The 26,538-nt window shown below is 70.6% G+C and carries 22 protein-coding genes; 12 read left to right on the top strand and 10 right to left on the bottom strand.

Annotated features, from left to right (window positions below):
- Positions 1 to 18: 18 nt before the first annotated feature.
- The 4 genes from OG963_RS21265 to OG963_RS21250 are packed head-to-tail and all read right to left on the bottom strand — an operon-like array spanning position 19 to position 3,576.
- Complete coding sequence (locus OG963_RS21265) at positions 19 to 885, bottom strand: 1,4-dihydroxy-6-naphthoate synthase (protein ID WP_030926543.1); 867 nt, start codon at positions 883 to 885, stop codon at positions 19 to 21.
- Positions 869 to 1,603 (bottom strand): futalosine hydrolase, encoded by a 735-nt coding sequence (locus tag OG963_RS21260; protein WP_093778314.1) that lies wholly within the window; start codon positions 1,601 to 1,603, stop codon positions 869 to 871. Before OG963_RS21260 ends, OG963_RS21265 begins: the two co-directional genes overlap by 17 nt.
- Positions 1,604 to 1,632: 29 nt before the next feature.
- Positions 1,633 to 2,112 (bottom strand): hypothetical protein, encoded by a 480-nt coding sequence (locus tag OG963_RS21255; protein WP_030926539.1) that lies wholly within the window; start codon positions 2,110 to 2,112, stop codon positions 1,633 to 1,635.
- A 27-nt stretch (positions 2,113 to 2,139) separates the two neighbouring features.
- Positions 2,140 to 3,576, bottom strand: a complete 1,437-nt coding sequence (locus OG963_RS21250; protein ID WP_093778312.1) for an MFS transporter — start codon at positions 3,574 to 3,576, stop codon at positions 2,140 to 2,142.
- 403 nt (positions 3,577 to 3,979) lie between these two features.
- On the opposite strand from OG963_RS21250, the gene OG963_RS21245 reads away from it, so the two are divergent.
- The 4 genes from OG963_RS21245 to OG963_RS21230 all read left to right on the top strand — a co-directional run bounded on the left by OG963_RS21245 (position 3,980) and on the right by OG963_RS21230 (position 10,470).
- Complete coding sequence (locus tag OG963_RS21245; protein ID WP_093778310.1) at positions 3,980 to 4,915, top strand: DUF3027 domain-containing protein; 936 nt, start codon at positions 3,980 to 3,982, stop codon at positions 4,913 to 4,915.
- 314 nt (positions 4,916 to 5,229) lie between these two features.
- Positions 5,230 to 8,436, top strand: coding sequence for a sacsin N-terminal ATP-binding-like domain-containing protein (locus OG963_RS21240; RefSeq protein WP_093778308.1), 3,207 nt, complete (start codon positions 5,230 to 5,232; stop codon positions 8,434 to 8,436).
- Positions 8,437 to 8,611: 175 nt separating this feature from the next.
- Positions 8,612 to 9,541: a hypothetical protein gene (locus OG963_RS21235; protein WP_371799332.1), complete on the top strand. Its 930-nt coding sequence runs from the start codon at positions 8,612 to 8,614 to the stop codon at positions 9,539 to 9,541.
- A gap of 161 nt (positions 9,542 to 9,702) precedes the next feature.
- Positions 9,703 to 10,470 (top strand): DUF5707 domain-containing protein, encoded by a 768-nt coding sequence (locus tag OG963_RS21230; protein WP_093931100.1) that lies wholly within the window; start codon positions 9,703 to 9,705, stop codon positions 10,468 to 10,470.
- A gap of 3 nt (positions 10,471 to 10,473) precedes the next feature.
- On the opposite strand, the gene OG963_RS21225 is transcribed toward OG963_RS21230, so the two are convergent.
- Complete coding sequence (locus OG963_RS21225) at positions 10,474 to 12,942, bottom strand: HAD-IC family P-type ATPase (protein WP_093778304.1); 2,469 nt, start codon at positions 12,940 to 12,942, stop codon at positions 10,474 to 10,476.
- 190 nt (positions 12,943 to 13,132) lie between these two features.
- Complete coding sequence (locus tag OG963_RS21220; protein ID WP_093778302.1) at positions 13,133 to 13,408, bottom strand: DUF2530 domain-containing protein; 276 nt, start codon at positions 13,406 to 13,408, stop codon at positions 13,133 to 13,135.
- 187 nt (positions 13,409 to 13,595) lie between these two features.
- On the opposite strand from OG963_RS21220, the gene OG963_RS21215 reads away from it, so the two are divergent.
- The gene (locus OG963_RS21215) at positions 13,596 to 15,053 is read left to right on the top strand and encodes an NCS2 family permease (protein ID WP_030926520.1); all 1,458 of its coding nucleotides are present in this window, start codon (positions 13,596 to 13,598) and stop codon (positions 15,051 to 15,053) included.
- A gap of 42 nt (positions 15,054 to 15,095) precedes the next feature.
- Here OG963_RS21215 and OG963_RS21210 read toward each other — a convergent pair whose 3' ends face one another.
- Entirely contained in the window at positions 15,096 to 15,290 is a 195-nt protein-coding gene (locus OG963_RS21210) for a hypothetical protein (protein WP_030926518.1), read from the bottom strand.
- A gap of 135 nt (positions 15,291 to 15,425) precedes the next feature.
- On the opposite strand from OG963_RS21210, the gene OG963_RS21205 reads away from it, so the two are divergent.
- The 3 genes from OG963_RS21205 to thpR all read left to right on the top strand — a co-directional run bounded on the left by OG963_RS21205 (position 15,426) and on the right by thpR (position 18,014).
- On the top strand, positions 15,426 to 15,866 hold the full coding sequence (locus OG963_RS21205) for a MarR family winged helix-turn-helix transcriptional regulator (RefSeq protein WP_030926516.1): 441 nt from the start codon (positions 15,426 to 15,428) through the stop codon (positions 15,864 to 15,866).
- A gap of 97 nt (positions 15,867 to 15,963) precedes the next feature.
- Entirely contained in the window at positions 15,964 to 17,298 is a 1,335-nt protein-coding gene (locus OG963_RS21200; RefSeq protein ID WP_093778300.1) for an MFS transporter, read from the top strand.
- Positions 17,299 to 17,450: 152 nt separating this feature from the next.
- Positions 17,451 to 18,014, top strand: a complete 564-nt coding sequence (gene thpR / locus OG963_RS21195) for an RNA 2',3'-cyclic phosphodiesterase (protein ID WP_030926508.1) — start codon at positions 17,451 to 17,453, stop codon at positions 18,012 to 18,014.
- A gap of 138 nt (positions 18,015 to 18,152) precedes the next feature.
- Here thpR and OG963_RS21190 read toward each other — a convergent pair whose 3' ends face one another.
- Positions 18,153 to 18,926: an alpha/beta fold hydrolase gene (locus tag OG963_RS21190; protein ID WP_093931101.1), complete on the bottom strand. Its 774-nt coding sequence runs from the start codon at positions 18,924 to 18,926 to the stop codon at positions 18,153 to 18,155.
- Positions 18,927 to 18,981: 55 nt separating this feature from the next.
- Between OG963_RS21190 and OG963_RS21185 the strand changes: the two genes are divergently transcribed.
- Together OG963_RS21185 and OG963_RS21180 are read left to right on the top strand one after the other, a co-directional pair.
- Positions 18,982 to 19,551 carry a PadR family transcriptional regulator gene (locus OG963_RS21185; protein ID WP_371799331.1) on the top strand — a complete coding sequence of 190 codons (570 nt, stop codon included), beginning with the start codon at positions 18,982 to 18,984 and terminating at the stop codon, positions 19,549 to 19,551.
- A gap of 55 nt (positions 19,552 to 19,606) precedes the next feature.
- On the top strand, positions 19,607 to 20,602 hold the full coding sequence (locus tag OG963_RS21180; protein ID WP_030926504.1) for an aldo/keto reductase: 996 nt from the start codon (positions 19,607 to 19,609) through the stop codon (positions 20,600 to 20,602).
- An 84-nt stretch (positions 20,603 to 20,686) separates the two neighbouring features.
- Here the strand turns inward: OG963_RS21180 and OG963_RS21175 are convergent, their stop codons facing one another.
- Both OG963_RS21175 and pip read right to left on the bottom strand, forming a co-directional pair.
- Positions 20,687 to 22,990 carry an N-acetylmuramoyl-L-alanine amidase gene (locus tag OG963_RS21175; RefSeq protein ID WP_371799330.1) on the bottom strand — a complete coding sequence of 768 codons (2,304 nt, stop codon included), beginning with the start codon at positions 22,988 to 22,990 and terminating at the stop codon, positions 20,687 to 20,689.
- 182 nt (positions 22,991 to 23,172) lie between these two features.
- Positions 23,173 to 24,144 carry a prolyl aminopeptidase gene (gene pip / locus OG963_RS21170; protein WP_371799329.1) on the bottom strand — a complete coding sequence of 324 codons (972 nt, stop codon included), beginning with the start codon at positions 24,142 to 24,144 and terminating at the stop codon, positions 23,173 to 23,175.
- Between the two features lie 65 nt (positions 24,145 to 24,209).
- On the opposite strand from pip, the gene OG963_RS21165 reads away from it, so the two are divergent.
- Complete coding sequence (locus tag OG963_RS21165; protein ID WP_371799328.1) at positions 24,210 to 24,704, top strand: hypothetical protein; 495 nt, start codon at positions 24,210 to 24,212, stop codon at positions 24,702 to 24,704.
- 286 nt (positions 24,705 to 24,990) lie between these two features.
- On the top strand, positions 24,991 to 26,352 hold the full coding sequence (locus tag OG963_RS21160; RefSeq protein ID WP_319324201.1) for a C1 family peptidase: 1,362 nt from the start codon (positions 24,991 to 24,993) through the stop codon (positions 26,350 to 26,352).
- The last annotated feature ends 186 nt before the right edge of the window (positions 26,353 to 26,538 follow it).

Here is a 26,538-nt window from a genome sequence, read left to right as displayed (position 1 = left end):
GGCCGGCGCCCGTCGACGTCAGACGAACGACAGCGCGTCCGGGCCGAGGGGCGGCACCAGCCCCTCGGCCGCCGCGCGGGTCAGCAGTCCGCGGATCGCCGCGTAGCCGTTCTCGCCGAGGTCCGCGGTGAACTCGTTGACGTACAGCCCGATGTGCTGGTCGGCCACGGCCGGGTCCATCTCCTGGGCGTGCTCCAGCACGTACGGCCGCGACGCCTCCGGGTCGTCCCAGGCCATCCGCACCGACGTGCGCACCGACTCGGCCAGCGCCTTCAGCTTCTCGGCGCCCAGCGACCGCTTGGCGATGATCGCGCCGAGCGGGATCGGCAGGCCGGTCGTCAACTCCCAGTGCTCGCCCATGTCGGCGAGGCTGTGCAGGCCGTAGTTCCGGTACGTGAACCTCGCCTCGTGGATGACGAGACCGGCGTCCACCTTCCCGTCCCGCACGGCGGGCATGATCTCGTCGAACGGCATGACGACGATCTCGCCGACGTCGCCCGGGACGACATCCGCCGCCCAGAGCCGGAACAGCAGATAGGCGGTCGAGCGCTCGCTCGGCACGGCGACGGTCTTCCCCGTCAGATCCGTACCCGGCTCCTTCGTCAGGACGAGCGGCCCGCAGCCGCGTCCCAGCGCCCCGCCGCAGGGCAGCAGCGCGTACTCCTCCAGGACCCAGGGCAGCACCGCGTACGACACCTTCAGCACGTCCAGCTCGCCGCGCTCGGCCATGCCGTTGGTGAGATCGATGTCGGCGAACGTGACATCGAGGGCGGGCGCGCCGGGGACCCGGCCGTGCGCCCAGGCATCGAAGACGAACGTGTCGTTCGGGCACGGCGAGAAGGCGATGCGCAGGGCGTCGCCGGTGGTGTCAGCGGTGTCGGTCATGGGGAGTGGTCCAGCCTTCCAGTACGGGGGTGAGCTTCCCGAATGCCTCGGTGAGCGCGGCCAGCGCGTCGCCGATGCGCCAGGCGTTCCGGTCGCGCGGGCCGACGGCGTTCGAGACGGCCCGGATCTCCAGCACCGGTACGCGCAGCCGCTCGGCGGCCTCGGCGACCCCGAACCCCTCCATCGCCTCGGCGACGGCTTGCGGGTGGGCGGTGCGCAGGGCGGCGGCGCGGCCGGCGCTGCCGGTCACGGTGGAGACGGTGAGGACCTCGCCGGTCAGCGCGCCGGTGGCCGCGGCCACATCCCGTACCAGGTCGGGCGGCGGCAGGAACCGTTCCCGTCCGAACCCCAGGTCGGTGACGGGAACGAAGCCGTCGGGGGTCTCGGCGCCCAGGTCGGCGGCGACGATCCCGCTTGCCACGACGAGGGAGCCGACGGGGGCGTCGGGTGCGAACCCGCCGCCGATCCCGGCCGAGACGACCAGGCCGTACGGTCCCGTCCCGGCGCCCGGACCGGCCTCCGCCCCGGCCCCCGAGGCCAGGGCGAAGGCGGCCGCGGCGGCCGCGGAAGCCGGACCCGCTCCGCCCGCGACGACATCGAAGGAACCGGCGCGGTGCAGCTCGGCGCCGGGGACGTCGAGGATCTGCGGTCCGTCCGTGAACGCACGCGTGACCGCGTCCCGTTCCACCGGGACAGCGGTCACGACAAGCACACGCACGGGGAGGGCCCTCCCAGGTCAGGAGGGGATCAGTCGGTCTTCTTGAGCTCGAAGTGCCAGATGCCGGTGAGCTTCTTGCCGTCGGTCTCCACGATGCTGATCTGCGTCTTGTTCGTGGTCTCGCCGGTCTGGCTGGAGAAGAAGGCGCTGCCCGGGACGGACCGGTAGGTCTTCTTGTACGGCTCCTGCTCGGCCTGCTGGCCGTTGATGAAGAGCGTCCAGCCGTTGTCCGCGATCTCGGGGTCGACGCCGAAGCGGACCTTGTCGTCCATCGCGACCTTGACGGACTTGTCCGCCTTCTTGTTCAAGCAGGCCTGGATCTGCGAGTTCTTGAGGGCGTCGCCGTCGTTGTAGCAGGACGCCTCGGTGGTCACCGTGGTGTCGCCGACCGTCACGGTGGCGAGCGGCGTCGGCTTGTCGCAGGCGGACAGGACAAGGAGTCCCGCGGACACGGCACCAAGAGCGACGCCGATACGACGGCCCTTACCGGAGAAGAACGCAACGGTCATGGCCCGAAGGTTATCGGTCGCTCCGGCTCACGCCACGCGGGGGTGCGGCGAGCCGCGCCGCGCGGCGCTCAGCAGACCCCGTACGGAGGCTGCCGCGCCGACGGCGAGGATCCCCGAGGCGACCGACATCCCCAGTACGCCGTTGAGGGGGAGGGAAATACCGATGGCGCCGCCGACCACCCAGGACATCTGCAGCAGTGTCTCGGACCGGGCGAACGCGGAGGTCCGGACCTCTTCCGGCACGTCACGCTGGATCGTGGCGTCCAGCGACAGCTTGGACAGGGCCTGGGTGAAGCCCGCCACCGCACTGAGCGCGGCGACCATCAGGGTGGAATAGAAGACCGCGGCGAGGACGGCGATGCCGAGGGCCAGTCCCAGCACCGCGGCGATGATCACCTCGGGGCCACGGGCCCGGAGCCAGGACCCCATGGCCGTACCGAGGGCATTGCCGACACCGGCCGCGACACCGACGATGCCGAGCGAGACGGCGGCGCTCTGCCCGGCCAGCGGCTGCTCACGCAGCAGGAACGCCAGGAAGAAGATCAGGAAGCCGGAGAGGGCGCGGTGCGCGGCGTTCGCCTGGAGCCCGTGCAGGACGGACGGCCCGACGGTCCGCAGCCCCGGCCGCTTCTCCTTCTCCCCGGACCTCATGGTGGTCTTCTTGCCGTTGGCCCGTTTTCCGTTGGTCTTGGACGGCTTGGCCGGGACGGACGGCTGGTGGCCGTGGTGCTCGACCAGCTGGGCCCGGCGCTCACCCTTCGCCGAGTCGACCTTGCGTGGCAGTGTGAAGGCGAGCACGGTGCCGCCGATGAAGATCACGCACGCGCCGAACAGCGGCCAGCCGGGTCCGACGGTCTGCAGCCCGGCGCCGATCGGCGCCGCCACACCGGTGGCCAGGAGCCCGGCCAGGGTGACCCGGGAGTTCGCCTTCACCAGGGAGAAACCCGGTGGCAGCAGGCGCGGCACCACCGCGCTGCGTACGACCCCGTACGCCTTCGAGGAGACCAGGACGCCCAGCGCCGCCGGATACAGCTCCAGATCGCCCGTGGCGACCGCACTCGACATGGTGATCGCCAGCAGCGCCCGGGCCAGCATGGCGCCCGCCATCGCGGCGCGGCGGCCGTGCGGCAGGCGGTCCAGGAGCGGGCCGATGACCGGGGCGAGGAGCGTGAAGGGTGCCATCGTGATGGCGAGATAGAGCGCGACGCGCCCGCGGGCCTCGTCCGTCGGCACCGAGAAGAACACCGTCGAGGCGAGTGCGACGGTGATCATCACGTCGCCCGCGCCGTTCACGGCATGCAGTTCGATCAGTTTGCCGAGCCCGGATTCGCCGGCGCCGTGGGCGTGGGTCGCCTTGCGAATGCCCTTCGCCGTGCCGGTGAACGGCACGTGCAGGGCATGACCGATCGTCCGGGCCGTCCTGCGGAGCGGGCCGGACCCGTCGTGCGACCTGGCGGAAGCCACCCCGTCATAGTGCCCCAGTCACACCGGTAACGAACCGAGAACGGTGTGAGGCGCGATGAGCGCCGCCCTGTCGGGTCAGTGGGGACCACGGTCGCCCGTCGTCGTGGCTGCCCGGCCCGTTCTGACACGGACACGGCAGTGGATACGGCCTTGTTTGGGACGGGCAGGTGGGCGGGGAGCGGCAGAGAGGGTAGCGTGCGTAGCGCGCCACCGGCGGTTGTTCTTGGCCGCGCGCCTCTCGGCGATCCCGCAGAATGGATAGCAGAAGGCGCGCCCGAGGCAGGCACAACGGGTGTGGACGTCGACGCGGCCCCCAGGTCCGCTCCGCCCGCAACCGTTATGGCCGTAATCGATGGATCTGCTGGCGCGCTCGTGAGACGGCGTATGGAGAGAAGCGAGACCTGTGAGTGCTGCTACGACGCGAAGCCGTACTGCCCGTACCCCTGCCCCCGACCGTCTGTGCGCCGAGGCGGTAGACCTCGCGCGCTCGGCGGCCGAGGAAGCCGCCGCGCCAGGAGTGGTCGGTGAGCATGTGGCGCTGGTCTCCGAAGGGGACCGGGTCGTCACGCACTACTTCGAGTGCAAGGAACCCGGCTACCGGGGCTGGCGCTGGGCGGTGACGGTCGCCAGGGCCTCCCGCGCCAAGAACGTCACGCTCGACGAGGCGGTACTGCTGCCCGGGGCGGATGCGCTCCTCGCGCCCGAGTGGGTGCCGTGGAGCGAGCGCCTGCGCCCCGGCGACATGGGGCCCGGCGATCTGCTGCCCACCGAGGCGGAGGATCTCCGTCTGGAGCCCGGGTACACCGGTGAGGACGAGCCGCCGCCGAACTCGGTGGTCTCCGAGATGTCGGAGGAACTGGCCGATCTCGTCGACGCGGAGGACGCGGAGCTGACGACGCGCCCGGAGGCGACGGACCGCGGCTCGATCGCCGCGGTCGCCGAAGAGCTCGGGATGCGGCGGGCGCGGGTGCTGTCCCGGTACGGGCTGCACGCGGCGGCCGACCGGTGGGACGAGGCATTCGGCGCGAAGACGCCGATGGCGCAGGCGGCACCGGCCTCCTGCGACACGTGTGCCTTCCTGGTGCCGATCGCGGGATCGCTGCGGCAGGCGTTCGGGGTGTGCGCGAACGAGTTCAGCCCGGCGGACGGGCGGGTCGTCTCGCTGTCGTACGGGTGCGGTGGGCACTCGGAGGCCGCGGTGATGCCGAAGCCGCCGAAGCCGGCGCCGCACGCACTGGACACGATGCAGGTGGACGAGTATCTGCTGCGCCCGGCAAGGGACGGCGGGTCCGTTCCGGCGGAGCCGGATGCGCCGTCGGAGGACCTCGGCCACTCCTGACGCTCCTGGGCGCCGGGGGATTCGGGTCCACGGTGCCGGGGGCCGTTCGCGCCGTCCGGCCACCGGGTGACCGCTTTGTCCGGTGACCGCTTCTTCCCCGGTCTCCCCCATGGCCTCAACGGCACGGCGGAGCCTTTCGACGGGGCCGACCCGAGCCTGTCCGGCGTTTGAGGACAAAACGTGGCGCACGGGCTCGGCGCACCGGCTTTCCGCTCGCGGTACCTTCGGGCGCACACTGGCGGCACGGGTGCACCCGCACTCCCCGCCGCACACGGATATCGCGTCACCGGACAGAGCGGAGTCAGAGCGTGAGCATGAATGCGACCGAGGGGGCCGATCCGTTCGGGACGGCACGGCTGCGGCGCGGGGTGCTCGATGCCTGGGGCGCCGGTCCCGCCCGGTTCCGGGAGGACGCCAACGCCGAGGAGGACCTCGCCCTCGGCGGCTACCGTGACCGTCTCGTCGTCGAGCTGGCCCAGAACGCCGCCGACGCCGCCGCCCGCGCCGGCGTCGCCGGCCGTCTCCGTCTCACCCTGCACCCCGGCGACACCGGGAACGCCGTCCTCGCCGCCGCCAACACCGGTGCCCCTCTCGACGCCACCGGTGTCGAATCGCTCAGCACGCTCCGGGCCTCCGCCAAGCGTGAGGGCCATGAGTCCGCGGTGGGCAGGTTCGGTGTCGGTTTCGCCGCCGTGCTCGCGGTCAGCGACGAGCCCGCCGTAGTGGGCAGGCACGGTGGGGTCCGCTGGTCCCTCGCCGAGGCCCGCGGCCTCGCCCGGCAGGCCGCCGTCGGCAGCCCCGGCCTCGGTGACGAACTCCGCCGCCGCGACGGTCACGTACCCCTGCTCCGGCTCCCGCTGCCCGCCGAGGGCACCGCGCCGGACGGGTACGACACGGTCGTCGTCCTGCCGCTGCGCGACGGCGTCGCCGAGGATCTCGTCGGCCGACTGCTCGCCGCCGTCGACGACGCGCTGCTCCTGACGCTGCCCGGCCTCGAGGAGATCGTCATCGACACCCCTGACGGGGTACGGACGTTGCACCGGTCCCAGCACGGCCCGTACACGCACGTCGACGACTCCGTGCACGGCAGGAACCGCTGGCGCACGGTCGCGCACCACGGTCCGATCGAGCCGGCCCTGCTCGCCGACCGCCCCCTCGAGGAGCGGCTGCGCCCTCACTGGTCGGTGACCTGGGCGGTACCCGTGGACATGGACGGGGCGCCGGTCTACCCCCGTACCGCCGCCGTCGTCCACGCCCCGACCCCCACCGACGAGCCCCTCGGCGTGCCCGCCCTGCTCATCGCGTCGCTGCCGCTCGACACCACCCGCCGCCACCCCGCGCCCGGCCCGCTCACCGACTTCCTGGTGCAGCGCGCGGCCGACGCCTACGCCGAACTGCTCGCGGACTGGCATCCGGTGAGCGTCGGAACGATCGACCTGGTGCCCGGCCCGCTCGGCAACGGCGAACTGGACGGTGCGCTGCGCGGCGCGATCCTGGAACGGCTGCCGCGCGTCGCGTTCCTGGAGCCTGCCGCCCCGCGCGACACCGCCGCCGAGCCGGACCGGTGGGACGCCTGGGACGCCGAGCCGGAGAGCGCCCACGAGCCCACCACCGCGCTGCGGCCCATCGAGGCCGAAGTGCTGGAGGGGGTCGGCGCCGAGACCGTCCGGGTGCTCGCCGAGGTGCTGCCGTGCCTGCTGCCCGCGGGACTTGAGCGCCGCAGCGAGCTGCGCACGCTCGGGGTGGCCAGGGTGCCGCTGACCGAGGCCATCGACCGGCTCGCCGGTCTGGAGCGCGATCCCGGCTGGTGGCGGCGGCTGTACGACAGCCTGTCCGGCATCGACCCGGACCGGCTCTCCGGACTGCCGGTGCCACTGGCCGGGACGGTGGATCAGGCGGTGGAGGGACCGGGCGGCGTCGCGGCCCCGCGTACCACGATCGGTCCCCGTCAGGTCCTGCTGCCGCTGCCCGAAGCGCTCACCGGCCCCGTTCTCGACCGGCTGGCCAGACTCGGCCTGAAGGTCGCGCATCCGGAGGCAGCCCATCCGCTCCTGGAGAAGCTGGGCGCCCTGCCCGCCACTCCGCGCGCCGTGCTGACGACCCCGCAGGTGCGCGCCGCCGTCGCCGGTTCGCTGGACGCGGGCGAGGTGTGGGACGAGGACGCTCTGGACGCCGAAGAGCTCGCGGAGACCGTCCTCACGCTGGTCCGGGACGCAGACCTGTCGCCCGGCGACGAACCATGGCTCGGCGCACTCGCGCTCCCGGACGAGGAGGGCGAGCCCGCTCCGGCCGGTGAACTCGTGCTGCCGGGAAGCCCGTTCGCCCAGATCATGCGCGACGGCGAACTCGCCCTCTGCGACGAGGAACTGGCCGCGCGCTGGGGCGAACAGCCGCTGACCGCCTGCGGGGTGCTGGCCACCTTCGCACTCGTCCGCGCCACCGATGTCGTCCTCGACCCGGACGAACTGGAGCCGCGTGAAGGCGACTTCGCCGAGCCCGACGACGCGGGGCTGCTCGACGCCGTCGACGTGTGGTGCGAGGACATCCTCGACCAGCTGCCGGACACCCCCGTGCCGCCGGTCGTCACCGAACTCGTCGCCGTCCGTGACCTCGACCTCGTCGACGACGACGCCTGGCCGCAGGCGCTCGCCCTGCTCTCCCGCCCGCCGCTGCGCGACGCGCTGACGCAGCCGGTGCGGGTGTTGCTCCCGGACGGCACGACCCGGTCCGTGCGCCCGTACACCGCCTGGTGGCTGCGCGACCACCCGGTGCTCGCCGGCCGCCGGCCGGCGGGTCTGCGGGCCGCGGGCGGCGACCCGCGGCTGTCCGGACTGTACGACTCCGCCGACGCGACCGGCTTCGACGACGTCCAGGTGCTGCGCGCGCTCGGCGTACGGACGTCCGTCGCGGCGCTCCTCGACGAGCCGGGCGGTGCCGCCGAACTCCTCGGCCGGCTCGCGGACGGCAGCCGCCCGGTGGGCTCCGTGCAACTCCACGAGCTGTACACGGCCCTGGCCGATCTCGACCCCGAACATGTCACGCTGCCCGACGAGCTGCGGGCCGTGGTCGACGGCGAGGTACGGGTCGTCGACGCGGCGGACGCGGTGATCGCGGACGCCCCCGATCTGCTGCCCCTGACGGACAGCCTTCCGCTGCTGCCGGTGGCCCCGGCACGCGCCGCCGAACTGGCCGAGCTGTTCCAGGTGCGGCGGCTCGGCGAGACCGTCGAGGCGCAGGTGACGACGGAGGGCGAGGAGCACCAGGTGCCGGAGCCGGTACGGATCCTGCTCGGCGCCGGGACCCCGGACACGTACATCGAGCACGGCGAACTCCGCGCGGGCGGCGTCGAGCTGGACTGGCGCCGCACGCCGGACGGGGTCGTCCACGCGTCGACGCTCGAGGGTGTCGCGGCGGGCCTGGCGTGGGCGGCGGGGCAGTGGCCGCGCCGCTTCGAGGTCGCGGCGCTGCTGGAGGACCCGTCGCGCACGGAGGAACTGGCCCGGGACCGCTGGTTCGACTGACGGCGCAGGCCCGATTGCCATGGCCCGGTCACGTGCGCGTAAAGAATCCCTCCGGCCGCACAACCGTTCACCCGCCCCATCGATCTCGTCCGTGAAGCCACCAGGCTTCACAGACGATCTTGGGCCTCACGGACGGACGACCTCCGCGGGCCCCTTTCTCCACCGGGGAATGAACATGCGTATACGTGCCACTGTGGCCGCCCTGAGCGGCGCCCTGGCTCTCTCCGCCCTCGTCGTACCGTCGGCGGCCACCGCCGCCGACGCGCACCACTCGGCCCTCTCCGACGTCGCGCGTGCCGCGCACGCCGCGTCCGGCACGAAGACCGGCGCGCGCTCCGTCGGCGCCGCCGAAACCGCCGGGACCCCGCTCGACCTCACCTTCTCCAAGGTCACGGTGAACGGCGGCAAGCCGATCGTCGTCGGCACCACCAACACGGTGACCGTGCCGACCACGTTCACCGTGACGCACGCCGCCGACGTGGACCTCTTCGCCGACGACTTCGAGCTGGGTGTCGACCTCTACCGCGGTTCGTTCGACACGCCGACCAACGACCTCTTCGGTGACGTGGCCCCCACCTGCAAGACCGTCTCCTCGACGGTCGCCACCTGCAAGGGGCAGATCGACGTCTGGCCGCAGATCGACTTCATCGGCAATGCGGACGCCACGACGTGGAAGGCCATGGGTTGGGCCTACGACCTCAACGGCCAGGACCCGTCCGACCCCGCCTTCGACCCGAGCCAGATCGACTACGCGATGCAGGACGGCCTGGGCACCTCCAAGCTGCAGCGCTACTCGAAGCTGACCGTCAACGCCGCCCCGGAGCCCGTCAAGAAGGGCAGGACCATCACGGTCACCGGCAAGCTGACGCGTGCCAACTGGGACGACTTCGCCTACCACGGCTACACCGTCCAGCCGGTGAAGCTCCAGTTCCGTAAGAAGACCAGCACCGCCTACACCACGGTGAAGACGATCAAGTCGAGCAGCACCGGCGCCCTGAAGACCACGGTCACGGCCTCGGTCGACGGCTACTGGCGCTACAGCTTCGCCGGCACGTCCACCACCCCGGCCGTCACCACCACCGGTGACTACGTCGACGTGCAGTAGTCAAAGCGGTAGTTGCACCAACGGTTCCATCCGGGCAGCGGGATCTCCGAGCGAGGTCCCGCTGCCCGGCGGACCCACCCACTCATCGGGTCCCGCCGAGGCCGATCCGTCGGAGCCACTGCCGGCGGGGCCCATTCCCGTCATCTCACCTGGGGACACCCATGCGCATTCGTGCCACTGTCGCCGCCCTGACCGGCGCCCTGGCCCTCTCCGCCCTCGCCGTGCCGTCCGCGCACGCGGCAACGGCTCCCGTCCTCTCCAAGGTCACCGTCAACGGCGGCAAGGACATCGTTCTGGGGACGACGGTGCCGAAGACGGTCACCGTCTCCGTCACCGCCTCGCACGCCTCTGGCATAGCCACCGGCTGGGCGATCCTCTGGCACGGGACGAGTCTGGAGAAGGGCATGGACGGCGCGTTGGTGCCGACGCAGGAAGCCACCTGCAAGAACGCGAGCGCCACCACCGCCACCTGCTCGTTCACCCTCACGGTCGACCCGAGGGCCGACCTGACCAGCAACGCACTGGCCGGTTCCTGGCACGTCCTCGCGGGCGCCGAGGCCAAGGACGGCTCCAGCACGTCGTACGACTCCTTCGCCACGACCCGTGTGCAGCGGCTGTCGAAGCTGACGGTCAACGCGGCCCCGGAGCCTGTCAAGAAGGGCAGGACCATCACGGTCACCGGCAAGCTGACGCGCGCCAACTGGGAGACGCACGCCTACGCCGGCTACACCGTCCAGCCGGTGAAGCTGCAGTTCCGTAAGAAGACCAGCACCGCCTACACCACGGTGAAGACGATCAAGTCGAGCAGCACCGGCGCCCTCAAGGCGACGGTGAAGGCCTCGGTCGACGGCTACTGGCGTTACAGCTTCGCCGGCACGTCCACCACCCCGGCCGTCACCACCACCGGTGACTACGTCGACGTGCGTTGACAGCTATACGGGGAAGCGGCGACTGACCAGGCGCCAGGAGAACTCCAGGGCGGTCGCCGCCACCACCGCGATCCCCACCGCTGCCCACGGCATGACCGTGCCCACCAGCTTCAGGGCGAAGAAGCCCTGCAGCCAGGGCACCACCAGCACGACCAGGAACGCCGCCCCCATCGCCGCGACCAGGAGGATCCGCCACCAGGTGTAGGGGCGGGCGATGATCGCGAGGACCCACATCGAGACCAGGAACAGCGTGAGCGTCGCCGCACTGGTCTCCGCGTCCAGCGAACCGGGCCCCGTGTAGTAGTGGCGGGCGATCAGATACGTCGCGAACGTGGCGACGGCCGCGATGACGCCGGACGGGACCGAGTACCGCATGACTCTGCGGACGAAGTGCGGCCGGGCCCGCTCCGTGTTGGGCGCGAGGGCCAGGAAGAACGCGGGGACGCCGATCGTCAGCGTCGACAGCAGGGTCAGATGCCGGGGCAGGAACGGGTACTCGACCTGGAAGCAGACCACCAGGATCGCCAGCAGCACCGAGTAGACGGTCTTCGTCAGGAACAGGGTGGCCACCCGGGTGATGTTGCCGATGACCCGGCGGCCCTCGGCGACCACCGACGGCAGGGTCGCGAAGCTGTTGTTGAGCAGCACGATCTGCGCCACCGCGCGCGTCGCCTCCGAGCCGGATCCCATCGAGACCCCGATGTCGGCGTCCTTGAGTGCGAGCACGTCATTGACCCCGTCCCCCGTCATCGCGACCGTGTGGCCGCGGGACTGGAGCGCGGCGACCATCTCCCGCTTCTGCTGCGGGGTGACCCGGCCGAAGACCGCGTTCTCCTCCATGGCCGTGGCCATGTCGTCCGGGTCCGTGGGCAGCCGACGCGCGTCCAGGGTGTGTTCGGCGCCGGGCAGGCCGAGCTTGCCCGCGACCGCGCCGACCGAGACGGCGTTGTCCCCGGAGATGACCTTCGTGGCGACCCGCTGGTCGGCGAAGTAGCGGAGTGTCTGCCCGGCGTCCGGCCGCAACCGCTGCTCCAGGACGACCAGCGCGGCCGGTTCGGCTCCGGCGGCGCTCTGCGGCCCTTCCAGCTCGCCCTGCGCGCGGGCCAGCAGCAGGACCCGCAGTCCCTGCCGGTTGAGCTGTTCGATCTCGCCGAGCGCCGGGTCGTGGTCCGGGAGCAGCACATCGGGTGCGCCGAGCAGCCAGCTCGACGCCTTGCCGCTGCCCTCGTCGAACGCGGCGCCGCTGTACTTGCGTGCCGAGGAGAACGGCAGCGCCTCCGTGCAACGCCACGCCTCGCCGTTCGGGGACGGGTACGCGTCGATGATCGCCTGCAGGCTGGCATTGGGCCGCGGGTCGGACGCGCCGAGATTGGCCAGCACCTGGCGGATGTACGGGTCGTCCGCACCGCCCAGCGCCCGCACCTCGGTGACGTCCATGCCGCCTTCGGTGAGCGTGCCGGTCTTGTCGAGGCAGACGACGTCGACCCGGGCGAGGCCCTCGATGGCGGGCAGCTCCTGCACCAGGCACTGCTTCCGGCCGAGCCGTACGACACCGATCGCGAAGGCGACCGAGGTGAGCAGGACCAGGCCCTCCGGGATCATCGGGACGATTCCGCCGACCGTCCGGGCGATGGAGTCCTTGAGGTCGCTCTTCTTGACGACGAGCTGGCTGATGATCAGGCCGATCGCGGTCGGCACCATCATCCAGGTGACGTACTTGAGGATCGTGCTGATGCCGCTGCGCAGTTCGGACTGGACGAGGGTGAAGCGCGACGCCTCCTCCGCGAGCTGCGCGGCGTAGGCCTCGCGGCCGACCTTGGTGGCGGAGAACGCGCCGCCGCCCGCGACGACGAAGCTGCCGGACATCACCGGATCGCCGGGCTGTTTCACCACGGGGTCGGCCTCACCGGTGAGCAGCGACTCGTCGATCTCCAGGTTGTCGGCCTCGGCCACCGCGCCGTCCACGACGACCTTGTCGCCGGGGCCGAGCTCGACCAGATCGCCGAGGACGATCTCCGAGGTGGATATCTCTGCGGCGACCCCGTCGCGCCGGACCGTGGGTTTCGCCTCGCCGATGACGGCCAGGCCGTCGAGGGTCTTCTTGGCCCGCCACTCCTGGACGATGCCGATGCCGGTGTTGGCGATGATCACGTAGCCGAAGAGGCTGTCCTGGAACGGTGCGACGAACAGCATGACCAGCCAGAGCACGCCGATGATCAGATTGAACCGGGTGAAGACATTGGCGCGGACGATCTCGCCCACGGAGCGCGACGAGCGGACGGGCACGTCGTTGACTTCGCCCCGGGCGATCCGCTCGGCGACCTCGGCGGCGGTCAGCCCGGTGCTGCGCACGGCCGAGTCCGGCAGCTTCATCGGGTGTACCGGGTCGAGTTCGGAACCGGCGTCGATGGGGGCCGGCCGGGGCCGGCGGGGTTTTGGCTTCCCGGAGGAGTCGACTGCCCGCTGCGTCATGGTTCCGACGGTACGGGCGGAACGTCCGATTCACCCGCCGGGGATCCGAAGATCAGACCGCAGGAGGACGGGCGCGGTCCGGGGCATCAGGGAAGTCGGGGGTCGCGTCCCTGAGTTCCGTGACGGTTGCGCGCCGGTCCGTGTCCCGGTTTCCGCCGATGGCTCGAGGCAGCGGCTTGCGCCGATGGCGTCAGTGGCCGCCGTCGGCCGTTCCGGGCTTCGCGGCGGCCGCCCGCTTGAGCGCGGCGTCGCGTCCCCGCACGTACCAGATGCCGATCAGTCCGAGCCCGGCACCGGCCAGACACGTCCACACCCACCAGGTGTGCCCGTGGTCGTCGAACCAGCCGTAGAACGGGAGCTGGACGAGGAAGAGGACGAACCAGAGGATCGTTCCGCCGGTGATGGTGGCGACGACGGGCCCCTCCAGGGGCTCGGGTGCCTCGTGTGTCGGTGTCCACTTCGCCATGACGTCAGTGTATGCGGCCCGTATGTAAAGCCTGTCAGGCCAGTCGGCCCAAGGGTCTACGCGCGGAGATAGCGATCTTCGCCTTATGTATTCATACTGAATCTGCTTACGGCTGTCTCGATTTATTCGTGTAAAAGTCCAAAGCTGACCACTCTCTTCCCCCCTCTACGCACGACTGAGGTCATACATGTCCCCCTCGGCCACCGCTTCGGTCGACTCCAGGCAGCCCATAGCTCCACAGCCGCACGGCGGCCTGGACCGTTTCTTCAAGATCTCCGAGCGGGGGTCGTCGGTCGCGCGTGAGATCCGCGGCGGATTCGCCACGTTCTTCGCGATGGCGTACATCATCGTGCTGAACCCGATCATCCTCGGCAGCGCGAAGGACATGTACGGGCATCAGCTCAATGGCGGCCAGCTGGTCACCGCCACCGTGCTGACCGCGGCGTTCTCCACCCTGTTGATGGGCGTCATCGGCAATGTGCCGATCGCGCTGGCCGCCGGTCTCGGCGTCAACACCGTTGTCGCCCTGCAGCTCGCCCCCCGGATGAGCTGGCCGGACGCGATGGGCATGGTCGTCCTCGCCGGCATCGTCGTCATGCTGCTCGTCGCGACCGGGCTGCGCGAACGCGTGATGAACGCCGTACCGAAGTCGCTCCGCAAGGGCATCGCGATCGGTATCGGTCTCTTCATCCTGCTGATCGGTCTGGTCGACTCGGGCTTCGTCTCCCGCATCCCGGACGTCGCGCACACCACCGTGCCGCTTCAGCTCGGCAGTGACGGCCACCTCAACGGCTGGCCGGTTCTGGTCTTCATCCTCGGCGCGCTGCTCACCCTCGCGCTGATCGTCCGCAAGGTGCCGGGCGCGATCCTGATCTCGATCGTCGCCATGACGGTCGTCGCGATGGTCATCGACACGGTCGCCGACCTGCCGGGCGAGGCCTGGGGCCTGACCGTTCCGCAGTGGCCGGGCAATCCGGTCGCCACCCCCGACTTCGGACTGATCGGCAAGGTCAGCCTGTTCGGCGGCTTCGACAAGGTCGGTGCGCTCACCGGCATCCTGTTCGTCTTCACCGTGCTGCTGTCCTGCTTCTTCGACGCGATGGGCACCATCCTCGGTGTCGGTGACGAGGCCAAGCTGACGGACAAGGACGGCAACTTCCCCGGCATCAACAAGGTGCTGTTCGTGGACGGCATCGCGGTCGCCGCGGGTGGTGCGAGCTCCTCCTCCGCCAGTACCTGCTTCGTGGAGTCCACGGCGGGCGTCGGAGAGGGCGCCCGCACCGGCTTCGCCAGCGTGGTGACGGGTCTGCTGTTCACGGTGGCGCTGTTCCTGACGCCGCTGGCGACCATGGTTCCGTCGCAGGCGGCCACGCCGGCGCTGCTCGCGGTCGGCTTCCTGATCATCGCGGGGTCGGTGCGGGACATCGACTGGAGCGACTACACGCTCGCCGTCCCGGCCTTCCTGGCCATGGTGATGATGCCGTTCACGTACTCGATCACCAACGGCATCGGCATCGGCTTCATCGCCTTCTCCGTGCTGCGGGTGGCGGCCGGTCGCTGGCGCGAGGTGCCGGTGGCCATGTACGTGGTGTCGGCGGTCTTCGTCTTCTACTACGCGATGCCGGCCCTCGGCCTGACGTCGTAACCCTTCACACGTCGCCCTCTGCGGGGCGGACGACCGGGCGAGTCAGTTCACCCGGTCGTCCGCCCCGTAGAACTTTTCCGTCTCCTCGACGGCGGATTGGAAGCGCTCGTCGAAATCGTCGCGGATGAGCGTCCTGACGACATAGTCCTGGACGCTCATTCCGCGTCTGGCGGCGTGCTGCCGGAGCCGGTCGAGCAGCTCACCGTCCATCCGCAGGCTGAGCACTGTCGATCCCATGGCAAGCAGGGTTACGGCCTTTGGGGTCGTTTCGCGTCACTTTCCGGTTCCGACTCACTCGTTTGGGTGATCGATAGCCCGCGCGTGTACCAGTCGAGTGGTATTTAGGGTAGGTAATGAGTTACGCTAACGAACATGCCTGACCTGATCCACGACGGCGAGAGTGCCGCCGCCGTGAGCTCCCTTCGTTCCGCCGTGATGCTGCTGGGCCGACGCCTCAAGCACCAGCGCGTCGACGAGTCGCTGAGCCCCACCGAGATGTCGGTGCTCGGCACGCTCGCCCGCTGCGGTTCCGCCACCCCCGGTGAGCTGGCCCGCAAGGAGCATGTGCAGCCTCCGTCGATGACCCGCATCGTCGCGCTGCTCGAAGCCAAGGGACTGGTCAGACTGGAACCGCACCCCGATGACCGTCGCCAGAAGATGGTCAGCCAGACCGAGCAGGCCGAAGCCATGCTCGAGGAGAGCCGCTCCAAGCGGAACGCCTGGCTGGCCACCCTCGCCGAGGGCCTGGACGAGGACGAGTGGGAGACGCTGCGCAAGGCCGCACCAGTGCTGGAGAAGCTCGCCCACCTGTAGCGGTACGGGGGGTACGCCGGGCCGGAGTCCGCGTGCAGCCCGTACGGCCGCATCCCGTCAGTCAGCACGCAGTCCACGCCCGAGGAGGCGAACCCTTTTGAGTACGGGATCCGGAGCAGACTCCGCCCCCGCACCGACGTCCACCCACGAGAGCAAGCCCGGCGGGACCTTCTCGTCGCTGAAGATCCGCAACTACCGCCTGTTCGCCACAGGCGCGGTGATCTCCAACACCGGTACCTGGATGTCCCGCATCACGCAGGACTGGCTCGTCCTGAGCCTCACCGGGTCCGCCACCGCCGTCGGCATCACCACGGCCCTCCAGTTCCTTCCCATGCTGCTCTTCGGCCTGTACGGCGGCGTCATCGCCGACCGACTGCCGAAGCGCAAGCTCCTCCTCTTCAGCCAGGCCGCGCTCGGCCTCTGTGGGCTCGCCCTCGCCGCCCTCACCCTCTCCGGCGTCGTCCAGGTGTGGCACGTCTACCTGATCGCCTTCCTGCTCGGCATGGTCACGGTCGTGGACAACCCGGCCCGCCAGTCCTTCGTCTCCGAGATGGTCGGCCCCGCCCAGCTGCGGAACGCGGTCAGTCTGAATTCGGCCAACTTCCAGTCGGCCCGGCTGATCGGTCCCGCCGTCGCGGGTGTCCTGATCACCACGGTCGGCAGCGGCTGGGCCTTCATGTTCAACGGCCTGTCCTTCGGCGCCCCGCTCATCGGCCTGCTGCTGATGCGCACGAGCGAACTGCACAAGGCGGTCGTCGTGCCGCGTGCCAAGGGGCAGCTCCGCGAGGGGCTGCGCTACGTCTCGGGACGCCCCGAGCTGATCTGGCCGATCGTCCTGGTCGGCTTCGTCGGCACGTTCGGCTTCAACTTCCCGATCTGGCTCACCGCCTTCGCGGACGAGATCTTCCACGGCGGCGCGGGGATGTACTCGTTCTTCAACATCCTCATGGCGGCCGGTTCGCTGGCCGGCGCACTGCTGGCCGCCCGGCGGCGCTCCTCGCGGCTGCGGATGCTGGTGGCGGCGGGAACGGTGTTCGGTCTCCTGGAGATCGTCGCGTCCATGTCGCCGTACGTCTGGCTCTTCGCGATCCTGCTGGTCCCGATCGGCATGATCGGCCTGACCACCAACATCAGCGCGAACACGAGCGTCCAGATGGCCGCCGACCCGGCCATGCGCGGCCGGGTGATGAGCCTGTACATGATGGTCTTCGCCGGGGGTACGCCGGTGGGCGCCCCGATCGTGGGCTGGATCAGCGACACGTACGGTGTCCGGACCGCCATGGCGGTCGGCGGCACGTTCTCGATGTTCGCCGCACTCGGCGTCGGCTTCATGCTGGCCCGTGTCGGCGGCCTGCGGATCAAGGTCGACCTGAGGCCGGGCCACCCGCATGTGCGGTTCGTCCCCCGCGAGCAACTGGCGACGGCGGCCTGAGAACCGCCCGTACGCGACGTGGCAAGGCCCCGGTCGGTGGAAACCGGCCGGGGCCTGCCCGTAGCGACTCGGGCCGATCGACGGGTACGACGCGGTACGCACGGTGACCGGGGCGCGCGGGGGTACGGTGCGACACTCGGCCCATGAGCCGGATGAGACTCTTCGTCGCCGTTCTGCCGCCCGACTCCGCGATCGCGGAGCTCCGCCGTGCCGTCGCCCCGCTGCACACCCTTCCGGGGGCCGGTGGCATGCGCTGGACCGGCACCGACGCGTGGCACTTCACGCTCGCCTTCCTCGGCGTGGTCGACGAAGGGCTGCTGCCCGACCTGCACGAACGGCTGGGGCGCGCCGCCCACCGCACCGAGCGGTTCCCGCTGCGCATCCACCGAGGCGGCCGGTTCGACGGCCATGTGCTGTGGGCCGGGGCCGCCGGCGAACTCGACACGCTGAGGCTCCTCGCCGAGCGCGCCGACGCGGCAGCCCGCCGCGCCGGCGTCGCGATGGACGAGCACCGCCGCTACACCCCGCACCTCACCCTCGCCCGCAGCCGCTCCGAGACGGACCTGCACCCCTACGTGGAGGCCCTGGACCCCTTCGAGGGCACACCGTGGGAGGTCGGCGAGGTCGCTCTCGTGCGCAGCAATCTGCCGGTCGCCGGGGTGCCGGGGGAGCGGCCGCGGTACGAGGTGGTGGCCTCCTGGCCGCTGGGGCACTGAGCGGTGCGGTTACGCTCGACGGGTGGACCCGAAGACCAGAAACCGCATCATGGCCGTCGTACTCGTACTGATGTTCGCCGTTGTCGCCGTCGCAGCCGCAGTCGGAGGCTGAGGCCGGGGCGCGGACACCGGCTCCCGTCAGCCGAGCCCCAGGGCCCGGGCCGTCTCCTTCACGAACGCCTCGGGGTTGTCCAGCATGATGTTGTGCTCGCACCCCGGGACGGGCACGACCCGCACCCCGCCCTCGACCAGACCGTCCTCGTCGGGCAGCGGCCCGTCGCCCTCCGGCCGCAGGTAAGTGCGCGGAATCTTGAGCTCCAGCAGCTGCTCGCGCATCGTGGGCGTCGTTCCGCGCGCGAGGTGCACGGCACTGCGGTACAGCGCCTCCGGGCCCGAGAGCCGCATCGTCGACCACCAGTGGGGTCCCACCCGGTCGCGCACCTCGGCCATGCCCTGACCGAGGAACTCCTCCTCCGTGTACGCGGCGATGCCGCTGCTGCCGGGCCGCTGCCGATCGGGTGCGACCGGGTCGAGGTTGGCGTCGATCAGGACGAGCCGCGCCACCAGCTCCGGGTGGCGTGCCGCGAGCACGATGGCCACCGAACCGCCCATGCTGTGTGCCACGACGTCCGTCGCGTACGCATCGGCGGCCCTGAGTGCGACGGCGATCGCGTCGGCGTGCGCCTCGAGCGTGTAGTCGAAGTCCGTGGGCCGGTCACTGATGCCGAAGCCGAGCATGTCCATGAGCAGCGAACGGCTGTCGGCGAGGAGCGGATGGACGGCGCTCGCGGTGAAGTACGGACCGGACGAGGCGCCGAGCCCATGCAGATAGACGCGGGTCCGTCCGTCGCTGCCCGGGATCTCCACCCACCGGATGCGCGCACCGCCCGCAGTCACCTGTGCGTTCTGCATGTCTCCCGCTCCCCTCCGGCCATGAAACCATCGGCGAGACCATATATCGGTGCCGATGTATGACGCGAGAGGGGAGGATGCTCAGGTGCTGGAACTGGCCATCCTGGGATTTCTGTACGAGCAGCCGCTGCACGGCTACGAGTTGAAGCGCCGCGTCGCCCATCTCACCGGCCATGTCCGCCCGATCGCGGACGGCACGCTGTACCCGGCGATCAAGCGCCTGGAGCGCGCCGGGTGGCTCGGCCGCCGGACCGAGCCCGGAAGCAGGGCGGCACCCCGTCACACGTTGACCCTGACGGACGAAGGGCGCGAGGAGCTGCGCCGCCGGCTGCGCGAGGCCGACGACGTGGACATCAGCGACGAGAACCGCTGGTTCACCGTCCTCGCCTTCCTCCGCCACCTGCGGGCCCCCGCCGAGCAGGCGGACGTACTGCGACGCAGGCTGACGTTCCTTCAGGAGCCGAGCAGTTTCTTCTACGACTACGGCTCCGGGGGCGAGCGCCCGCTCGGCCTGGAGGCCTTCCACGACCCGTTCCGACGAGGCGTTCTCACGATCGCCCGTGCGGCGAGCGAAGCGGAACTGAGCTGGCTGACAACGACCCTCGAGGATCTCGAAACCCGCTGAGCCCGCCCGCCGAGCCCTTGCTTCGAGCGGACTCGAAGGCGTTGGGTTGGTACCCATGAAGTACACGCAGCTCGGACGCACCGGACTCGAAGTCAGCCGACTTGTCCTCGGCACCATGAACTTCGGCCCGCAGACCAATGAGGCCGACAGCCACGCGATCATGGACGCCGCGCTGGACGCGGGCGTCAACTTTTTCGACACTGCCAATGTCTACGGTTGGGGCGAGAACAAGGGCCGCACGGAGGAGATCCTCGGCACCTGGTTCGCCAAGGGCGGTGAACGCCGCGACAAGGTCGTACTCGCCACCAAGGTGTACGGGAACATGGCCGCGGAGGGCGATGCCTGGCCCAACCACCACAAGCTCTCCGCGCTCAACATCAGGCGCGCCGTCGACGCCAGCCTCAAGCGGCTGCAGACGGACCACATCGACCTGTACCAGTTCCACCACATCGACCGCGCCACCCCGGTCGAGGAGATCTGGCAGGCCATCGACGTCCTGATCCAGCAGGGCAAGATCCTCTACGCGGGCTCGTCCAACTTCGCCGGCTGGAAGATCGCCCAGACCAACGAGACCGCGAAGCGTCTCGGCTCCTACGGCCTGGTCAGCGAGCAGTGCCTCTACAACCTCGCCGAACGTCGCGCCGAGATGGAGGTCATCCCGGCCGCGCAGGAGTACGGCCTCGGTGTCATCCCGTGGTCCCCGCTGCACGGCGGGCTGCTCGGCGGAGTGATCCGCAAGGAGCGCGAGGGCGGCGGGGCCCGTTCGACGTCCGGCCGGTCCGCGGACGCGCTCGCCGACTCCACGGTGCGCGCGCAGATCCAGGCGTACGAGGACCTGCTGGAGAAGCACGGCCTGGAGCCCGGCGAGGTGGGCCTGGCCTGGCTGCTGACCCGTCCGGGCGTGACGGGTCCGATCTCCGGCCCGCGTACGCGTGAGCAGCTGGACTCGGCGGTGCGCGCCGTGGACCTGGAGCTGTCGGACGAGGTGCTGGCAGGCCTGGACGAGATCTTCCCGGGCACCGGCCCGTCGCCGGAGGCCTTCGCCTGGTGAGTGGGGGCACCCCTCCGTGAACACCTGAGCCCGGCTCTGCGGCACAAGCGCGCGGAGCCGGGCTCAGGTCATCGTGCGTGGCGGCTACTTGAGGTAGACCAGGCCGTCGGTGGTGATCGTCGGCCGTCCCGAGGTGGCGACGACGACGATCTTGACCGTGTGCTTGGCGCTCGTGGACCAGCTCTTCGTCCAGAGCGCGTCGCGGTACTTGGTGGTGGACGACTTCAGGTCGACCGTCGCCACCTTCGTGCCGTCGACGTAGACGTACGCCTGGCCGGACGTACTGGCGCGCGAGACCACCCAGGCGGCCGACCTGCCGGTGAACGTCCAGGTCAGGCTCGCGCCCTTGGACGAGCTGGAGTACGACTTGCCGCCGAGGTAGCTGGACGACGACTTCGACGTCCAGGTGCCGGTCTTCGTGGCCGAGGTCTCCTGGAGGATGACCGGGGTGCCGGAGACGGAGGCGGCCGCGGTGTTGCCCGCCAGGTCGTACGCGGTCATGGACCAGGCGGTCGCCACGCCGGACTTGGCGGTGTGCGAGGCGCTCGTGGTGGTCGGCCCGTAGGTCTTGGCGACCGGGGCGGTCAGCCGGACCTCCTTCAGGGACGCGGCGTCGGCCGCCTTCCACTTCAGGGTGAGCGGGACGGCGGTGGTGTTCACCGTGCCGGTGCGCAGGGCGAGGTTCGGCTTGGTGGTGAACGTGGGAGCCGTCTGATCGGCGATCACGGTCGCGGCCGCGGACGTGGCCGTCTTCCCCGACTGGTGCGTGGCCCGGACCTGGATCTTGTGGGTGCCGGCACCGAGCGTGGCCTTCGCCGAGGTGGCGGTGGACCCGGCCGTGGCGACACTCTTGCCGTCGACCAGCAGCTCGTACTTGGAGATCAGGGCGTTCGGCGTGGTCGCCGTCCAGCCCACGGTGATCGCCGACTTGGTGTAGTACGTCGTGCCGGACAGGCCGGCGCCGGTCACGGATTTGACGATCAGTCCGGTGACGGGCCCGGCCGCGTTGCTGCGGATGGTCGGCAGTTGGCCGTACAGCTTGGTGCCGGGGCACTCGGTGTTGTAGCCGTCGCGGTGGCCGGAGATCGTTTTGAACGAGTACTGCGTTCCCGAGACGAACTTCGTCCCGGCGTAGTTGTTGCCGTCGGCGCCGGCGGTGAGCATCGTGGTGCCCGCCGGGTCGACCTTGTACTGGCCGAGCTTCCACGCGGCCACCCGAGCGACCGAGGTGAGCGCCGCGGTCGGCGCGCCGGCGCCTGTGTAGGTGCCGATGACCGCGATACCGGCCGACTCCCGGTTGAAGCCGTAGGTGTGTGCGCCGAGGACGGGCCGGTCCACGCCGCCCTTACGGCCCTCGAAGACCGTCCCGCACTTGTCGACCACGAAGTTGTAGCCGATGTCCTTCCAGCCGTTGCTCTGTACGTGGTACGCGTACAGGCTGCGGACGACGGCGGCGGAGTCGGTGCAGGAGTAGTCGTTGGTCCCCGCGGTGTGGTGGACGAAGACGGCCTTGACCGTGTCGTTGTACTCCGGTGCCTCCGGGCTGATCGACTCGTCGGCGCCCCAGCCCGCGCGGGACGTGATCGGCGGCCGGGGCACGGTGGACGGCGGTGCGACCGGCAGCGTCGCGGACGGCGAGGTGCTCACGCCCGACGTGGGTGTGCCGCTCTCCGTGACGGTGGGGCTCTGCGACACCGACGTGGACGGCGAAGGCTCGGACACCGTGGGCTCGGCGGCCGGTGACGAGGCGTCGGACGCCTCGGGCGTGGGGGAGTCGCCGGGGACCGACGGGTCGGTGGACGGGTCGGCCGACGGGTCCGCCGGATTCTCGTCCGCGGCGACGAAGGCGGCCGGGTCCGCGTTCAGCGCGGTTCCGTCGCCGGAGTCCTTGCCGGGGGTCCTTCCGGGGGCGACGGTGTCCAGCCGCAGGCCCGCCGGGAGCTTGGCGGAGATCTTGTCCCCCGCCGTCACTCGTACCTCGACACCGTTCGACGGCCCGACCCAGCGCGGCTCGGTGGCCCCGCGGACACCGGACCGGCCGGTCTCCGTACGCCCGTCCAGGTCGGTTTCGAGGGGCAGCCAGGACGTCCAGTTCCCGTCGGCGGCGGACCGGGTCCTCACCTCGACGGATCCGGACACCTTGGCCGCCGGGTCGGTCCAGGTGACGCCGAGCATGCTGAACGGAGCGGTGTCCCGCCTGCCGAGCGTCGCGGAACTGCCGTCGGCGGACACCTTCAGCGCCGCCTCGCGCACCTCGGCCCGGACCGGACCTGCCTTGCTGTCGGCACTGTCGTCGGAATTTCCGGTCATGCCCTGGAACACCAGGACACCGGCCACCGCCGTCGTCGCAACAGCAGCCGTGGCCCAGAGTCTTCGCCGCGATCTCAAGTCGTATCCCTTGGGAGAGTGGTGGGACAGTCAGGTTCCGTCGGCTCGGGGGCACGTTGGGGGAACGCCACGGGAATTCCGACGAGAGGAGCAAGATCCACCGCATTGCGGCGGGCTGCACAGCATGCCATTGCTCTGTCCGGCCGACAGGACCGCCCCCGTGTCGCGCCGCCCCCGGTCCACTACCGCGCGGCGAACCGGTCCAGCGCCTCCAGGACCGCCCGGGTGGTCGCCGGCCCGCCCAGATGCCCAGCCCCGTCGATCACGGTCAGCTCCGCGTCCGGCCATGCCTTCGCCAGCTCCCACGCGGTGATCAGCGGGCCGCCGAGGTCGAACCGGCCGTGCACCAGCACACCCGGGATGCCCGCCAGCCGCCCGGCGTTCCGGATCAGCTGCCCTTCCTCCAGCCAGGCGCCGTGCGAGAAGTAGTGCGAACAGATCCGTACCAGCGCCTGCTGAGCCCTGCCCGGCCGGCCGCTGTAGGGGGGCGGCCCCGAGTACGTCTCCTGGGAGAGCACCGCGTCCTCCCAGGCACACCAGTCGGCCGTGGCCTTCGCCCGTACCGCAGCGTCCGTGCTCTCCATCCGCCGGGCGTACGCGGCCACCAGACCGTCGTCCCCGGCGGCCTCCGGGACGCCCGCCCGGAACAGGTCCCAGGCCTCCGGAAAGATCTTCCCGACGCCCCGGTACAGCCAGTCGATCTCACTGCGCCGGGTCGTCGTGACGGCCGGGATCACGATCTCGGAGACCCGCTCCGGATGTTCCTCGGCGTACGCCAGGATCAGCGTCGACCCCCAGGACCCCCCGTACAGCAGCCACTTCTCGATCCCGAGACGGACACGCAGCCGCTCCATGTCGGCGATGAGGTGGGCGGTGGTGTTGTGCCGCATGTCGGCGGCAGGGTCGCTCGCGTGCGGGGTCGACCGGCCGCAGCCCCGCTGGTCGAAGAGGACGACGCGGTACCGGTCCGGGTCGAAGTACTGCCGGGTGTGCGCGCCGCACCCCGACCCCGGGCCGCCGTGGACGACGAGCGCGGGCTTGCCCTCCGGGTTGCCGCAGACCTCCCAGTGCACGAGATTGCCGTCACCGACATCGAGCATGCCCTGGTCGTACGGTTCGATCGGGGGGTACTTCGCGTGGGGCTCGCGGTCCATGGCGGCGTCGTCCTTCCGGTCCGGGCCAAAGGGCTCACCCTATGGCGGGGCGTAGCGTGGCTGCCGTGAATTCCACCCCACGGGTCCTCGCCGTACTCGACGATCTGCTCGCCACCGCAGCCCCCGACCGGCGTGGTGCGCTCTGGCAACTGGCCGAACAAGGGCGGGAGATGGATGCCAATCTGGTGCGTCTGCCGCCGGGCGCCGAAGTCGGTGAGCATCAGGAGGACGTCCTCGACGTGCTCCTCGTCGTCGTCGCGGGGAGCGGCCGGATGGCCACGGGCGCAGAGGTCCTGGAGCTCGCAGCCACCACGGTCCTGTGGTTGCCCCGCACCTCCCGCCGTGCTCTCGTGGCCGGACCGGACGGCCTGGCGTACCTCACCGTCCACCGCCGCCGTCCGGGCCTGACGATCAAGTCCTCGGCCGAGGCCCCGGCGGCGGACGAAGGCGGCGAGGGGCCCTGCATGCTGGACCGGGTCTGTCCCGACTGCGGCCGTCTCTCGGCCGATCCCGCGCCGGTGTTCTGCAGCAGGTGCGGGGAGCGGTTCCCGGAGCGGTGAGCGCACCGTGGCCTGCACGTGGCCGACGGGTCGCTCGGGGGCCGCTCCGTTCACCCCGCCGTGAGTCGTGGCGTAAGGGTCCGGCCGACACGTACTGACCGGCGCACAGTTACCGAAAGCGCGGTCGGGTGCGCGCTCGGCACGTCACGGCAGTTCACCTCGTCGATCGTGCAGCAACTCCGTTGACTGCGGCTGAACGGCCGTGCGACGGTGAGAACGCTTTCCCCTCCCGCCTGCCCCGGGCCCGCGCGATCACGGGCCGACTCGAGAACTGGAAGCGGATACTGTGACGCTCGGACACCCTCACCCCCATCAGGCCACCGACCGCAGTCTGACCCCCGCGCAGTTCGAGGTCTTCGAGAAGGAGTTCGCCTCTCGGCCGGCGAACCGGCTGATGCAGAACGCCGTGACCCAGACGCCCGTGGACGACATCGCCCTGGACCGGCGGATCGTGACCGCCGTCGACCACTCGGTCTCCCACCACCTGGACGACTGGAAAGTCACCAACCAGAAGAAGAGCGGACGCTGTTGGATGTTCGCCGGGCTCAACCTGCTGCGTGTCGGCGCCGCACAGAAGCTCGGTGTGAAGGACTTCGAGTTCTCCCAGAACTACCTGCTCTGGTGGGACAAGTTCGAGCGGGCGAACCACTTCCTCGAGGCCATCATCGAGACCTCTGACCGAGACGTCGACGACCGGACGGTGGCGCACCTGCTCGGGGACCCCATCAGCGACGGCGGCCAGTGGAACATGTTCGTGGCGCTGGTCGCCAAGCACGGTCTGGTGCCGAAGTCGGCGATGCCGGAGACGGACAGCTCGTCGGCGACGGGACCGATGAACCGGGCCCTGAAGAGCCTGCTCCGCCGGGGTGCCCGGGATCTGCGCCGAACGGTTGCCGAGGGGGCCGAGGCGCAGCGCGTGCACAAGCGAGCGGTGCTGGCCGCCGTCCACCGCGTACTCAGCATCCACCTCGGTACACCGCCGCAGCGGTTTCTGTGGCAGTGGCGGGACAAGGACCAGGAGTTCCACCGCGCGGGCTGGATGACGCCGGCCGAGTTCGCGAAGTCGTACGTGCAGATACCCCTCGACGACTACGTCTGTATCGTCCATGACCCGAGGGAGTCGAGTCCGGTCGGCCGCACCTTCACCGTCGAGTACTTGGGCAACGTCGTCGAAGCTCCGCCGGTGGTCTACCTGAACGTGGAGATGGACCTGCTGAAGCGTCTCAGCATGGACGCCGTAGTCGGCGGCGAGCCGGTGTGGTTCGGCTGCGACGTGGCCCGGATGATGCGTGCGGACCTCGGGATCTGGGACGCCGATCTGTTCGACTACGAGGCCGTCTACGACACGTCGTTCGAGCTGGACAAGGCGGCACGGCTCATCCACCACGAGACCCAGATGACGCACGCGATGCTGTTGACCGGCGTGGACGTGGTCGACGGCGCTCCGCGCCGCTGGCGGGTCGAGAACAGCTGGGGCGACGAGAAGGCCGACAAGGGGTTCTGGACCATGAACGACTCATGGTTCGGCGAGCACGTCTTCGAGGTCGCGGTGCGGCGCTCCGCACTGCCGCCGGAACTGGTCGCCGCCCTCGACGAGCCGCCGATCGTCCTGCCGGCCTGGGACCCCATGGGTGCGCTCGCCGATTGAGGCCCGCCCGTTCGAAGCCGCCGACGGGGTGGGGCGACGGCCCGCCCGTCGGCAGTGCGGGCGTGTTCATGCCCGTGACCGCCGGCCGGCCGTGTCGTACGTAGCCGGCCGGCCCTGTCGTACGTATATGCAGCGGAGAGTTCGCAGCGCACCCGATTCCGCCGGTCGGACCGCGGCAATCGCACA

It is taken from the genome of Streptomyces sp. NBC_01707, assembly GCF_041438805.1.
GTDB lineage: Bacteria > Actinomycetota > Actinomycetes > Streptomycetales > Streptomycetaceae > Streptomyces.
This window is presented reverse-complemented; position numbering and strand designations above follow the sequence as displayed.